12 protein-coding genes are annotated in these 12,325 nt (G+C 74.6%); 5 read left to right on the top strand and 7 right to left on the bottom strand.

Features of this window, described 5'->3' with window-relative positions; genetic code table 11:
• Positions 1-81 precede the first annotated feature (81 nt).
• On the bottom strand, positions 82-780 hold the full coding sequence (locus IAG42_RS30045; protein WP_188340091.1) for a GntR family transcriptional regulator: 699 nt from the start codon (positions 778-780) through the stop codon (positions 82-84).
• A 155-nt stretch (positions 781-935) separates the two neighbouring features.
• Between IAG42_RS30045 and IAG42_RS30040 the strand changes: the two genes are divergently transcribed.
• The gene (locus IAG42_RS30040) at positions 936-1,688 is read left to right on the top strand and encodes a DUF1838 family protein (protein WP_188340090.1); all 753 of its coding nucleotides are present in this window, start codon (positions 936-938) and stop codon (positions 1,686-1,688) included.
• Here the strand turns inward: IAG42_RS30040 and IAG42_RS30035 are convergent.
• The 5 genes from IAG42_RS30035 to IAG42_RS30015 all read right to left on the bottom strand — a co-directional run bounded on the left by IAG42_RS30035 (position 1,685) and on the right by IAG42_RS30015 (position 7,115).
• Positions 1,685-2,554 carry an SGNH/GDSL hydrolase family protein gene (locus tag IAG42_RS30035; protein WP_188340089.1) on the bottom strand — a complete coding sequence of 290 codons (870 nt, stop codon included), beginning with the start codon at positions 2,552-2,554 and terminating at the stop codon, positions 1,685-1,687. The two genes, IAG42_RS30040 and IAG42_RS30035, sit on opposite strands and share 4 nt — an antisense overlap.
• A complete protein-coding gene (locus IAG42_RS30030; protein WP_188340088.1) occupies positions 2,551-3,753 on the bottom strand; it encodes a glycosyltransferase in 1,203 nt (400 codons plus the stop codon). Before IAG42_RS30030 ends, IAG42_RS30035 begins: the two co-directional genes overlap by 4 nt.
• Entirely contained in the window at positions 3,750-4,874 is a 1,125-nt protein-coding gene (locus tag IAG42_RS30025; RefSeq protein ID WP_188340087.1) for a glycosyltransferase family 4 protein, read from the bottom strand. The genes IAG42_RS30030 and IAG42_RS30025 overlap by 4 nt, the downstream gene beginning before the upstream one ends.
• 155 nt (positions 4,875-5,029) lie before the next feature.
• A complete protein-coding gene (locus IAG42_RS30020; RefSeq protein WP_188340086.1) occupies positions 5,030-6,442 on the bottom strand; it encodes a HEAT repeat domain-containing protein in 1,413 nt (470 codons plus the stop codon).
• Between the two features lie 280 nt (positions 6,443-6,722).
• Positions 6,723-7,115: an ankyrin repeat domain-containing protein gene (locus IAG42_RS30015; protein ID WP_188340085.1), complete on the bottom strand. Its 393-nt coding sequence runs from the start codon at positions 7,113-7,115 to the stop codon at positions 6,723-6,725.
• Between the two features lie 269 nt (positions 7,116-7,384).
• Here IAG42_RS30015 and IAG42_RS30010 point away from each other — a divergent pair, with 269 nt between their 5' ends.
• Together IAG42_RS30010 and IAG42_RS30005 are read left to right on the top strand one after the other, a co-directional pair.
• Positions 7,385-7,579, top strand: coding sequence for a hypothetical protein (locus IAG42_RS30010; protein WP_188340084.1), 195 nt, complete (start codon positions 7,385-7,387; stop codon positions 7,577-7,579).
• Positions 7,580-7,616: 37 nt separating this feature from the next.
• Positions 7,617-9,200: a hypothetical protein gene (locus tag IAG42_RS30005; protein ID WP_188340083.1), complete on the top strand. Its 1,584-nt coding sequence runs from the start codon at positions 7,617-7,619 to the stop codon at positions 9,198-9,200.
• Positions 9,201-9,209: 9 nt separating this feature from the next.
• Here IAG42_RS30005 and IAG42_RS30000 read toward each other — a convergent pair whose 3' ends face one another.
• Positions 9,210-10,709, bottom strand: a complete 1,500-nt coding sequence (locus tag IAG42_RS30000; protein ID WP_188340082.1) for an SCO1417 family MocR-like transcription factor — start codon at positions 10,707-10,709, stop codon at positions 9,210-9,212.
• Positions 10,710-10,808: 99 nt separating this feature from the next.
• Between IAG42_RS30000 and yczE the strand changes: the two genes are divergently transcribed.
• Positions 10,809-11,522: a membrane protein YczE gene (gene yczE / locus IAG42_RS29995; RefSeq protein ID WP_223206208.1), complete on the top strand. Its 714-nt coding sequence runs from the start codon at positions 10,809-10,811 to the stop codon at positions 11,520-11,522.
• Complete coding sequence (locus tag IAG42_RS29990) at positions 11,519-12,286, top strand: glycerophosphodiester phosphodiesterase (RefSeq protein ID WP_188340081.1); 768 nt, start codon at positions 11,519-11,521, stop codon at positions 12,284-12,286. Before yczE ends, IAG42_RS29990 begins: the two co-directional genes overlap by 4 nt.
• Positions 12,287-12,325: the final 39 nt, after the last annotated feature.

Raw genomic sequence — 12,325 nt, 5'->3', positions numbered from 1 at the left:
TAGGCGCTGGGTCTGACAACGGTCGAAACGGCGCTAATGCCCTGGGCCGGCGAGCGGCCGCGGCGGGCGGGGCGCGAGGCGTCAGGCGTCGTGCGGCAGGCGCTGGGTGTAGGCCTCGACGAGACCGTCGCGGGAGTCGTCGAGGTAGTCGGCGAGCAGCTTCTCGGCGGCGTCCCTGCGGCCCTCGGCGAGGGTGTCGACGATCTCCTGGTTGCGGACGAGGTAGGGCTCGTGGAGGCGGCGCGGGTCGTCGACGACGTGGAAGGCGAGGCGCAGTTCGGCGAGGACGCTGCGCATCAGTTCGTCGGTGCGCTCGCTGCCGGCGAGGGCGACGAGTTCCTGGTGGAAGTGGATGTTGGCGGTGGAGACGACCTTCCACTCGCGCTTCTTCGCGCCGCGCTGTCCCTCGGCGACGGCTGCGGCGACGCGGTCGAGGGCGTAGGGCGGCCGGCCGAGCGAGCGGACGACGGCGCACTCGATCATGCTCCGGGTGCGGTAGATGTCCTGGACGTCGTCGACGCTGAGGACCCGGACGAACACCCCGCGGTTGAGCCGGTGTTCGAGCAGGCGCTCGTGGGTGAGCAGGCGGAAGGACTCGCGCAGGGTGTTGCGCGAGACGCCGAGGGCGCCGCCGATGCTGTCCTCGGAGAGCCGGGTGCCGGGCAGGAAGAAGCCCTCCGCGATCCGGCTGCGGAGGATGTCGGCGACGCGCTCCGCGGTGCTGGTGCGTCCCAGCAGCGCGCGGTCGTCCGCGAGTGCGTGCAGTTCTTCCGTGGCCACGGGCGCATTCAAGCGCACATCCAGGAACGAGACAACATGCGTATCGAAGGATCGTTGAACGATCTCCGCCCATGAGGAGATGTGTCCGAAAGAGGCCCATAAAAAGGCCGCCAAGGAAGGGGTGGGGCGGGCGCCGCTCGCGCAGAGTACCGATCATGACGACACCCGTGGACCGGCTCCGTTCCTTCGCCCGCACCCGGGCCTCGCTCGACGGCGCGGAGGTCACCTACTGGTGGTCGGGGGACGTGTACTCCTGGGCGCCGGACGAGCCGTACGTGCGGCTCTTCGGCTTCGAGGGGTTCAATGTCGCGCGCCTCGTGGAGGACGCCGAACAGGGTCCGGACGCCTACCGGTTGCTGTCCCGGGAAGCCGCTTTCTATCTGGATCCCGTCACCCGCGAGATCCTGGAGACCTGGAACGGCCTGCCGGTGGTGCACGTCTGGAACGACCCGGCGAACCAGAAGTGGCGCCCCTTCCCGGTCCCGACGACCGAGCTGGGCGAGCAGCTCTGCTTCAGCCTGGAGATCCCGCTCGCCTACCCCTCGCCCCTGCCCGTGGCCGACTACCCGGTCCACTCGTCCGGCGACACCTACCGGGCCCTGGAGCTCTTCCAGTTCTTCGCCGGCCGGGGCGATCTGGCCGGGTCCGCGCCGAGCGTCCCCGCGACGATGTCGTGGACCCGGCAGTCCCCGTGGCTGCCCTGGATGGAGCGGGGGCAGCGGCCGGGCGGGCTGACCTTCCACTGCCGGGGGCGCAAACTCGGCGCGTACGAGGAGGTTCCCGAGCGCACGCGCGCGTACGTGGCCGCGCGGCACCCGGAGTTCGCCCGCGCCCCCGAGAAGTGGAGCGAGCCGAACGAGACGAGCTGGACGTACTTCCGCCGGCTCCACCCGCCCGAGCGGGGCTAGCCGGCCCGCACCCGGGGCCCTTCGGGCCCTGCGCGGACGGTCAGGGAGGACAGCGCGGAGGCGACCGCCGCGGAGGCGCGTACGTCGAGCCGCGCGCCGGTCCCCCGCACCCCGTGCCGCACCTCGTCGGCGGCGAGGGCCAGCAGGTTCGGCAGCAGGTCGGTGCAGCGCCGGGCGACCCAGCCGGTGCCCGCGGTGGCCAGCCACCACAGGCCGGCCGCCCGGGTCGGCGCGGGCCGCTCGGGCGCGAGGTCCGGGGCCGTTCCGCGGGCCACCCCGGCGGCGGCCAGCACGGCGTGCGCGCGGGCGGCGAGCAACCGGTGGCCGCGCTCCCCCGGGTGCAGCCGGTCCGCGCTCCACAGGGCGCGGTCTGCGACCCAGCCGTCGTCGCAGGCGTGCAGATGAAGCGCTCCGTGCCGCTCGGAGAGGGCGTGGACCACGGAGTTCACGGCGTCCTGGCGGCGCCCGAGCGGGCGGGCCAGGGCGCCGGGGAGCCCCAGGAGGGCTCCGGGGTCGGGCAGGCAGGCGGTGAGCACGACGGTGCCGCGCGCACCGAACGCCCCGTAGACGGTGTCGAGCCGGGTGGCCACCGCGTGGACGTCGAAGGTGCGGCGCAGGGTGTCGTTGACGCCGACGATCACGGAGGCGAGGTCGGGGCCGAAGGCCAGCGCGGCGGGCAGCTGCCGGGTGAGCACGTCGCCGGTCTGGGCGCCGCTGGCCGCGAAGTTGCGGAACTCGACGGGCCGTTCACCGGGCGTGAGTCCGCCGGCGAGCAGCGCCGCCCACCCCCGTGGACGGCCGTCCACGGGATCCCCGATCCCCTCGGTGAGCGAGTCCCCGAGCGCCGCGTACCGCAGGGCCTTCACGCCGCCCTCCGTTCCGGGACGTCGGCCGTCCGCAGAGCGGCCCCGATCACCTCGCGTACTGGTCTAGCGACCCGCACCGGCGCGTCGTGCGCGGCCAGGAACGCGGCCACCGCCGTGTCCCAGCCGAACGACTCCGCCCGCGCGCGTGCCGCCGACCTGCGGACCCGCGCGGGGCGCCCGAGCACCTCCCGTACCGCCTCGGCGAACGCGGCACCGTGGTCGGCGGCGACGGCGCCCGCCGAGCCGACCACCTCCGGGAGGGCGGAGGAGGCGCTGACGACGACGGGGGTGCCGCAGGCGAGGGCCTCCAGGGCGGCGAGGCCGAAGGTCTCGGCGGGGCCAGGTGCCAGGCAGACGTCCGCGCTCGCCTGGAGCGCGGCGAGGGCGGCCCGGTCGGCGAGGTGCCCGAGGAAGGCGACCGGCAGGTGTCCGGCCGCGGCACGCCGTTCGAGCCGGGCGCGCAGCGGCCCGTCGCCCGCGACGACGAGCCGGGCCGGGACCCCGCCGCCGCGCAGCGCGGCCAGCGCGTCGAGTGCGACTCCGGGGCGCTTCTCGACGGACAGCCGGGTGCACAGCACGAGGAGGATCTCGTGCTCGCGCGCGTACCGGGCCCGGACCGCGGCGTCGTGGCGTTCGGGCCGGCAGTGGGCGAGGTCGACGCCGAGGGGCGCCCGGACGACGTTGCGCGCGCCGATCCGGACGAACTCCCGCTCGGCCCACTCCGTCGTGCACACCACGCGCGCGTAGGCGTGCGCCGTGCGGGAGTTGAGCGCGTCGGCGGCACGGCGTGCGGCGGGTTCGGGCAGCCCCCAGGTGCGCAGCACGCCGTGGGCGGTCTCGTGGGAGACCATCACGGCGGGCACGCGCGCGCGGCGGGCCCATTCGCCGGTCCAGCGCAGGGTCGTGCGGTCGGACACCTCCAGGCGGTCCGGGCGCAGGCCGGCGAGGAGGCGGGTGGTGCGCCGCCGGTCGGTCAGGACGCGGTAGCCGCCGGTGCCGGGCAGCAGGGCACCGGGCGGGGTGATCACGCGGCCCTGTGCGGTGTCCTGATCCGTGTGGCGTTCACCGGGGACGACGAGGACGGGTTCGTGTCCGGCGGCCCGGTACCCGGCGCCCAGTTCGCGCAGGGCGGTGCGCAGGCCCCCCGAGGCTGGGGCGACGAAGTTCGCGAGGCGGACGATCCGCAGGGCGCCGCTCATGCCGCCACCGCCGCGCGGGCGTGGAGCACTTCGGCGTAGTGTTCCAGGAGCTGGTCGCCGACGGCCTCCCAGGTGCGTCCGGCGACGGCGGCCCGGCCCGCGCTCCCGTAGGCGGCGCGCAGGGCGGGGTCGGCGGCGAGGGACCACACGGCGTCGCGCACGGCGTCGGCGTCGCCGGGCGGCACGAGGAGCCCGGTGCCGCCGTGGCGGACGAGGTCGAGGGGCCCGCCGGCGGCCGGGGCGACGACCGGGACTCCGGAGGCCATGGCCTCCTGGACGGTCTGGCAGAAGGTCTCGTAGGGGCCGGTGTGCACGAAGACGTCCAACGAGGCGAAGAGGCGGGCGAGTTCGTCGCCGGTGCGGCGGCCGAGGAAGATCGCGCCGGGCAGCGCGGCGCGCAGCGGGGTCTCGCTGGGCCCGTCGCCCACGACGACGACCCGTACGCCGTCGAGGGCGCACGTGCGGGCGAGGAGTTCGACCTGCTTCTCGGGGGCGAGCCGGCCCACGTAGCCGACGAGCAGTTCTCCTCCGGGGGCGAGCCGGGCCCGCAGGGCGGGGTCGCGCCGCTCGGGCCGGAAGCGTACGGAGTCGACGCCGCGGGGCCACAGGCGTACGCGGGGGACGCCGTGCGCCTCCAGGTCGCGCCGGGCGGCGCTGGACGGGGCCAGGGTGCGGTCGGCGGCGGCGTGCACGCTCCGCAGGCGCCGCCAGGCCGTGCCCTCCCCCGCGCCCATGTAGGTGCGGGCGTAGCCGGCGAGGTCGGTCTGGTAGACGGCGACGGCGGGGACGCGGTGCCGGACGGCGGCGGCCATGCCGCGCACGCCGAGCACGAACGGGCCGGCCAGGTGGACGAGTTCGGCCCGGTGTGCGACCAGGGCCTGGGCGATGCGGCGGCTGGGGAGGGCGACGCGGACCTGGGGGTAGCCGGGCAGCGGGAGGGACGGGACGCGGACGACCGGGCAGGGGGCGCCGGCGTCCGCCTCGGGCCCGGCGGCGGTGGCCGGGGCGACGACGAGGGGGTCGTGTCCGCGGGCGGCGAGGTGCCGTGCGGTCTGCAGGGCGCAGTGCGCCACACCGTTGAGGTCGGGAGGGAAGGACTCGGTCACGATGACGACACGCATACGGGTGTTGTCGCCGGGCCGGACGTGGTCGCGTCGACGTGGATCTTTCCTGGCGAGGAACGTCCCGTGAGCGTTGCGCGGCCCGGGGGAACGCCCCGGGAAACGCCAGGAGGCGGCCCCCCCGACCGGCGGGCCACCTCCTGTGTCTCAGCGGCTCACAGGGCCGGTGCGTCGGGGCCGATGCGGCTGCGTACGGCCGTCTGCACCTCGGCCTCCTCGGCCGGATCGGCGGCGAGGCGGCGCAGCTGGTCGACGACGCGGGCGTCGCCGGTCTCGGCGTGCCGTGCGGCGATCTCGCGGGTGGACTCCTCGCAGTCCCACAGGCATTCGACGGCGAAGCCGGCGGCGAAGGAGGGATCGGTGGCGGCGAGGGCGCGGGCGGCGCGGCCGCGCAGATGGGACGAGGCCGTCTCGCGGTAGACGTGGCGCAGCACGGGGGCGGCGCAGGCGATGCCGAGGCGGCCCGCCCCGTCGACGAGGGGCCACAGGGTGGGGGCGTCGTAGCCGTCGCCGCGGACGGCCTCGCGCAGGGCCCACAGGACGAGCTCGCCGTCCTGGGCGGCGCCTCTGCAGGCGAGCACGCGGCCGGCGGCGGCGCCGAGGGCGTCGGGGCGGCGGGCCCACTGCCGGGCGCGCTCGACGGCGGCGACGCTGCGCATCCGTTCGAAGGCGTCGAGGGCTGCGTCCACCACCGTGCGGGAGGGGCTCTCCACGGCGGCGGCGACGAGGTCGAGCACCTCGGGATCATGCGCGTCGGCGAGGTAGCGCAATGCGGTGCAGCGGGCTCCGTCGTGGCCGTGGAGCGCGGCCCGCACGATCTCGGGCCGGTCCTCGGGGCCGGCGACGGCGGTGAGGCAGCGGGCGGCGGGCACATGGAGCAGCGCGCCGCGGTCGAGGCCTTCCTGCGCCCAGTCGAAGACGGCCTGGACGCTCCACCCGGGGCGGGGTCCGGCGGGCCGCATCTGGCGCTGCCAGCGGTCGAAGGAGCCGGCCTCCTGGGCGGCCCGTACGCGGGCGCCGACCTCGGGGCGCGGGTCCTCGGCCCACAGCCGCCAGGGGCGCGGCTCGAAGGCGTCGCGCACGGCGGCCACGAGCTCGGCCTCGGCGTGCTCGGGGTAGCGCGCGAGGACGGGCACGGCGAGGGCGCGCAGGCCCGCGTCGTCGTCCCGCAGGGCGAGCTCGTCGAGCGCCCACGTCCAGTTCCCGCCGAACGCCGCGTACCTGCGGAGCAGTTCGAGCGCGTCCCGCCTGCCGTAGGAGGCGAGGTGGCCGAGGACGGCGAGGGCGAGCCCCGTGCGGGACTCGTCGGTGTCGACGAGGTCCTCGGGGTCGAAGAGGTGCGCCTCGATCTCCCCGAGCTCGCCGTGGAGGTCGAGGTAGAGACGGGCGTAGTACAGCGAGCGGTTCTCCACCTGCCAGTCGTGGCGGGGATCGCTCAGCACACAGTGATTGAGAGCCGCGAGCGCCTCGTCCCGCGGTGCCGTCAGCGCGTGCAGGGTGCCGTCGCCGCGGCCCCTCTGCAGCAGGCCGAGCAGCGTACCGCTGGGCGCTATGACCGGTTCGAACATGGGAAACAGCCTCACATCAAGCGTCGACGCAACCGGGAACCTGCAACTACCTGGTCACGCGACAACACGTCGGAGCGCCCGCCGTCTCTTGCTTGCTGTAGACCATCTCTCTGCCTCTCGTCCAAGGCCCGGAACCGGGCCGGTTACGGGCCGCGCGGCACGTGGGCACCACCTGCCCCGCCGTCGCGTCCGTAAATCACGCCGTCATCATGACCCAGCGGTTCCACCCACCGCGACCACATTTCCTGCACCCCCGTCGTGCCTGGTCAAAGCCGGTGCGTCAGGACGCTCCGAACAGCTCCAGGAGCTCCGCCTTACCGAACATCCGGGCCGTGTCGAGGGCCGAAGGAGTGCCCGCGGCGGGGTCGGCGCCGCCGTCCAGGAGAGCCCGGATCACGGCGTCGGCGCCCTTGAAGACGGCGCCCGCGAGCGGGGTCTGGCCCTTGTCGTTGGCCCGGTTCACGTCGGCGCCGCGCGCCACGAGGGCCCGGACGGCGTCCTCGTGCCCGTGGTAGGCGGCGAGCATGACGAGCGTGTCGCCCCGGTCGTTCGTCAGGTTCGCCGGAACGCCCGCGTCCACGTACTTCGCGAGCGCGTCGGCGTCACCGCGGCGCGCGAGGTCGAAGATCTTGCCGGCCAGCTCCACGACCTCGGGGTCGGGGGCTTCGCTCATCTGCCGGACCGCCTTTCGTCATTCGTGCCTGGTACGGCCGTGCGGCCGTACGAGTGAATCGCCAGGGTACTGCCCGTCCGGGTACATGACCCGACCCCGTCGAGGCAAAGATCAACCAGTCCCCACACCCCGGCCCCGTCTCACCCCGCGAGGCATCGAACGGGTGAAATGAATAAATTTCCACCCGTTTGCACCTTTTGTCGTATAGATACATGCTGTGAGCCTGGAAGTACTCATGGTGACTGTCCCCACCAACCAGGAGAACCCTCATGATCCTGTCCATCTCGGGCGTCGTGCTGCTCGGCATCATCGTCTTCCTGTTCTTCCGCAAGGACGGACTGAAGGCCTCACACGCGTTCGTCTGCGCCCTCTTCGGCTTCTACCTGGCGGGCACGGCCATCGCCCCGAGCATCAAGGCGGGCGGGCAGAGCCTCGCCAGCCTGCTCGGCGGGATCAAGTTCTGACGGCCCACCCACCCGCACTCACCCCCAGGAGACCGACGTGGCCAGGCGTCCACTCCCCCGCATTCTGAGCACCGGCAGCGCATCCATCGCCCGGAGCCGGGAAATGGCACGGACGGCCGCCGACGGCGCCACCGACGTCCTCCATCCCCTCATCACGGTCACCCGTGGACTGCGCCGGCTGGCAGCCGCCGGGCGGCGCAAGTGGGTCGAGACCCCCAAGGACAAGCGCGGACCGCTGCTGTTCCTGGTGGGGGCCGTGATCCTGGTCGTGGTGTTCATCCCGTACGGGCCGCTGCTCGCGCTCATCGCGCTCATGGCGGCCGCCGGCTGGAAGGGCCGCGACCCCAAGCCGCCGGTGCAGACCGGCCCCGACGCCTCGCAGGTGCAGCGCCTGAGCGCGGTCTACGAGGCACTCGTCCCGTACTTCTCGGTCCCCGAGGACCCGAGCCCCCTGTACGCCCACGGCGGCGCCTGGGAGCAGGCCTTCGAGACGTACGACTTCGACGGGGACGGTCGCTTCGACCGGCTCTCGATCCGCTACCCCGCCTACTTCACCGACGGCGAGGCGGAGTCCCGCGCCCGGATCGAGCAGCTGCTCCACGCGAAGCTCGGCCGGGGCCGCGAGTACCACTTCCAGTGGGACGAGGAGGGCAACCACCTCACGGTGACCGTCCTCGCCCCGCTCACCACCAAGATCGCCGCCCAGCACTTCGTCACCTCCCCCGGCGAGACGGTGCTCGGCTTCACCGACGGGACCGCCGTGCAGCGCACGCTCCCCGTCCTGGACGGCGACGAGCAGCGCGACGTGCCGCCCGTCGTCTGGCGCACCGGGCCGCGCTCCACGGAGCCGCACCTGCTGATCGCCGGCCGCCCCGGCAGCGGCACCACCTCCCTGATGCGCTCCGTCGCCCTCCAGGCGCTGCGCCACGGCGACGTGCTGGTCGTCGAGGGCGGCGGCACGGGCGACTACGCGTGCCTGGTCGGGCGCTCCGGGGTGCTCGCCGTGGAGTGCGGCCTCGCGGGCGCGCTCGCCAGCCTCGAATGGGCCGCGCACGAGACGGAGCGCCGGCTCATCGCGGCGAACCGGGCCCGGCAGGCCGGACACCCGGTGCCGGACGACGTGCGACGCCCGCTGTGGATCCTCCTCGACCGCCCCGGCGCCCTCGGGCACCTCGCGGCGGCCGACGGGCGCACGGACCCGCAGACGCTGCTCCAGGTCCCGCTGCGGCACGGCCGGGCGGCCGGGGTCACGGTCGTCGTCGCCGAGCAGCTCGACAGCCTCGACGCCCTGAGCGAGCCCGTGCGGCAGCACACCCGCGCGCGCGTGCTGCTCGGCCCGGCCTGCGACGAGGAGATGCGCGAGGTCCTCGGCACGCTGCCGCGGACCACTCCCGCGGACGACGTCCCGGCCGGCCGCGGCTACGCCCGCCTCGGCACGGGCCCCGTCCACCGCCTCCAGGTGCCGGCCACCTCGGACCCGTACGACGACGCGACGAGCGAGACGCACCGGCAGGCGGTGCTCGCGCTGCTGCCCGAGCGGGTCACTCCCGGCGACAGCGCCGTCGAGTCCGTGCCGGAGCCGGGCGTCGCGGACGAGGCCGAGGCACTGGCCGAGCGCTAGAGGAAGGCCCTAGGCGATCAGGGTGCGCGGCACGTCCCCGCCCGCACCCTGGCCGTCGCGGACGAGCCGGGCCGCCGCGGCGAGCCGCAGCGCCGCCTCGTCGGCCACCGCCCCGCCGACCGTGAACGGCAGCCGTACGTAGCCCTCGAACGCGCCGTCGACGCCGAACCGGGGCCCCGACGGCACCCGCACCCCGACCCGCTCCCCCAGCGCGGCCAGGCGCGAGCCCGACAGGCCGCCGGCCTTCACCCAGAGCGTGAGTCCTCCGTCGGGCACGTCGAACTCCCAGTCGGGCAGCTCCCGGCGCACGGCCGCCACCAGCGCGTCCCGGTTCTCCCGGGCCTGGCCGCGGCGCAGCTCGACGGCCTCCTCCCAGCCCCCGGTGTGCATCAGCCAGTTCACGGCCAGCTGCTCCAGGACCGGGGTGCCCAGGTCCGCGTAGGCGCGCGCGGCGACGAGGCTGCGGATGACGTCCGGGGCGGCCCGCACCCAGCCGATGCGCATGCCCGCCCAGAACGCCTTGCTGGCCGAGCCGACCGTGATCACCGTGGAGCCCGCCGGGTCGAAGGCGCACACCCGGCGCGGCATCTCCAGATCCGGGTCGAAGTACAGCTCGGTCATGGTCTCGTCGACCACGAGCACGGTGCCGGCCGACCGGGCGGCGTCCACCAGGGAGCGGCGCCGCTCCTCGTCGGCGAGCGCCCCGGTGGGGTTGTGGAAGTCGGCCACCACATAGGCGAGGCGCGGCGCGGCGTCGCGCAGCACCTGACGCCACCGGTCGAGGTCCCAGCCGCCGAGCCCGTCCGCCATGGCTACGGGCACGAGCCGCAGGCCCGCCTCCTTCATGAGCTGCAGGATGTTCGCGTACGAGGGCGACTCGACGGCGACGCGTTCACCGCGGCCCGCGAACAGGTGGCAGATCGCGTCCATGGCGCCCATCGCGCCGGTGGTGACCATGATCTGCTCGGGCATGGTCGGGATGCCGTGCACCGTGTAGCGGTCGGCGATCATCGAGCGCAGCGCGGGCAGCCCGGCCGGGTAGTCACCGTGCGTGTGCGCGTACGGGGGCAGCTCCTCCAGGGCGCCCTGGACGGCGCGCGTGAGCCAGGGTTCGGGGGCCGGCAGGGCCGCGGTGCCGAGGTCGATCATCGAGCCGAGGGCCTCGGGCGGCAGCGGCTCCAGGCCGCGCGCGGGCAGCGGGTTGCCCGCGGGCACGGCGGTCCAGCTGCCGGCTCCCCTGCGGGACTCCAGGAAGCCTTCGCCGCGCAGCGCTTCGTAGGCGGCGGCCACGGTGGTGCGGCTCACGGAGAGCGCGACGGCGAGCTCGCGCTCGGCGGGCAGCCGGGTGGCGACCGTGACCCGGCCCTCCAGCAGGAGCAGCCGGATCCCGTCGGCGAGGGCGCGATAGGCGGGCGGGCGCTTGGCGCCGGTGCCGGCCGACCGCGGCTGCTGCGAGGTGAGCAACCGGGCGAGCTGGGCCGACCCGATCGCCGAAGTCCACTGGGCCATGACGTCCAGTCCACCTTCCCGGAATTGGCCATGGTTGGCATCCACTTCCGAGCCACAGAGTGTCATGAGCCAGTCCACCACCACTACAGGGGGCACTTCTTGTCCGGCTCTCCCGGTTCTCCCGGTTCTCCCGCTTCTTCGGGTTCCTCCGGTTCTTCCGCGTCGTCCGGCGGCTCACTGGTCCGTCGGCTCGTCCAGCTGTACGTGGGCCTGGTCCTGTACGGCGTCAGCTCGGCGCTGCTCGTGGAGGCGGGGCTCGGTCTGGAGCCGTGGGGCGTGCTGCACCAGGGGCTGACCGAGCTGACCGGCATCTCCATCGGCGTCGTCTCCATCATCGTGGGCGCGATCGTGCTGCTGCTCTGGGTGCCGCTGCGCCAGCGGCCCGGCCTCGGCACGGTCTCGAACGTCTTCGTGGTGGGCCTGGCGATCGACGGCACGCTCGCCGTGGTGCCCGACGTGCACGCGCTCGCGCTGCGCGTCCCGCTCCTCGTGGCCGCGATCGTGCTGAACGGCGTGGCGACGGGCCTGTACATCGCGGCCCGGTTCGGTCCGGGCCCGCGCGACGGCCTGATGACGGGCCTGAACCAGCGCACCGGCCGCTCGATCCGCCTGATGCGCACGGTCGTCGAGATCACCGTCGTCGCCACCGGCTTCGCCCTGGGCGGCACGATCGGCGTCGGCACGGTCGCCTACGCCCTGGCGATCGGCCCGCTGGCCCAGTTCTTCCTGCGCGTCTTCGCCGGCCCCACGTCCCCGGGCGGTTCCGGAGTGGTCGCCGGCTCGTCATCCGTCCGGGCGATACTGCGCAAGTGACCGAGCCCGTACGCCACCCCTATCTCGACCATCCCGGCCCGCTCGCCCTCGCTCATCGCGGCGGGGCGGCGGACGGCCTGGAGAACACCGTCGCCGCGTTCCGCCGCGCCGTCGGCCTCGGCTACCGCTACATCGAGACGGATGTGCACGCCACCGCCGACGGGCGGCTCGTCGCGTTCCACGACGCGACCCTGGACCGGGTGACCGACGGGCACGGCCGGATCGCCGAGCTGCCGTGGGACGACGTGCGCCACGCGCGCGTGGCGGGCCGCGAGCCGGTGCCGCTCTTCGAGGAACTCCTGGAGACCTTCCCCGACGTCCGCTGGAACGTGGACGTGAAGGCGGAGCCCGCGCTCGCCCCGCTCCTCGCCCTGATCGAGCGCACGCGCGCGTGGGACCGCGTCTGCGTCGGCTCCTTCTCCGAGTCCCGCGTCGCCCGCGCCCGCACCCTGGCGGGCCCACGCCTGGCCACCTCGTACGGCACCGCGGGCATCGCGGGCCTGCGGCTGCGCTCCTACGGGATGCCGGCCCCGCTGAACCGCTCGGCGGTGTGCGCGCAGGTGCCCGTCGCGCAGTACGGGGTGCGCGTGGTGGACCGGCGCTTCGTGCGCGCCGCCCACGCGCGCGGGCTGCAGGTGCACGTGTGGACGGTGAACGAGGAGAGCGAGATGCGACGCCTTTTCGCGCTCGGGGTCGATGGCATAGTTTCCGATCACATCGAGACGCTGCGCGACGTCCTCAAGGACCTGGGCACCTGGGCCTGACGCCGGCGGCGCTCCAGGATCACGGGGACTGCGAGGGGG

Origin of the sequence: Streptomyces xanthii (assembly GCF_014621695.1) — a bacterium.
Lineage (GTDB): Bacteria > Actinomycetota > Actinomycetes > Streptomycetales > Streptomycetaceae > Streptomyces > Streptomyces xanthii.
Note: the sequence above shows the minus strand (reverse complement) of the source record. Positions and strands in the feature narration are given on the sequence as shown.

Excerpts from the sequence above, each read along its gene's own strand:
- IAG42_RS30000 (WP_188340082.1), bottom strand. The coding sequence starts at position 10,709 with ATGGCCCAGTGGACTTCGGCGATCGGGTCGGCCCAGCTCGCCCGGTTG.
- IAG42_RS30040 (WP_188340090.1), top strand. The coding sequence starts at position 936 with ATGACGACACCCGTGGACCGGCTCCGTTCCTTCGCCCGCACCCGGGCC.
- IAG42_RS30020 (WP_188340086.1), bottom strand. The coding sequence starts at position 6,442 with ATGTTCGAACCGGTCATAGCGCCCAGCGGTACGCTGCTCGGCCTGCTG.
- IAG42_RS30025 (WP_188340087.1), bottom strand. The coding sequence starts at position 4,874 with ATGCGTGTCGTCATCGTGACCGAGTCCTTCCCTCCCGACCTCAACGGT.
- IAG42_RS30010 (WP_188340084.1), top strand. The coding sequence starts at position 7,385 with ATGATCCTGTCCATCTCGGGCGTCGTGCTGCTCGGCATCATCGTCTTC.
- IAG42_RS30030 (WP_188340088.1), bottom strand. The coding sequence starts at position 3,753 with ATGAGCGGCGCCCTGCGGATCGTCCGCCTCGCGAACTTCGTCGCCCCA.
- IAG42_RS30015 (WP_188340085.1), bottom strand. The coding sequence starts at position 7,115 with ATGAGCGAAGCCCCCGACCCCGAGGTCGTGGAGCTGGCCGGCAAGATC.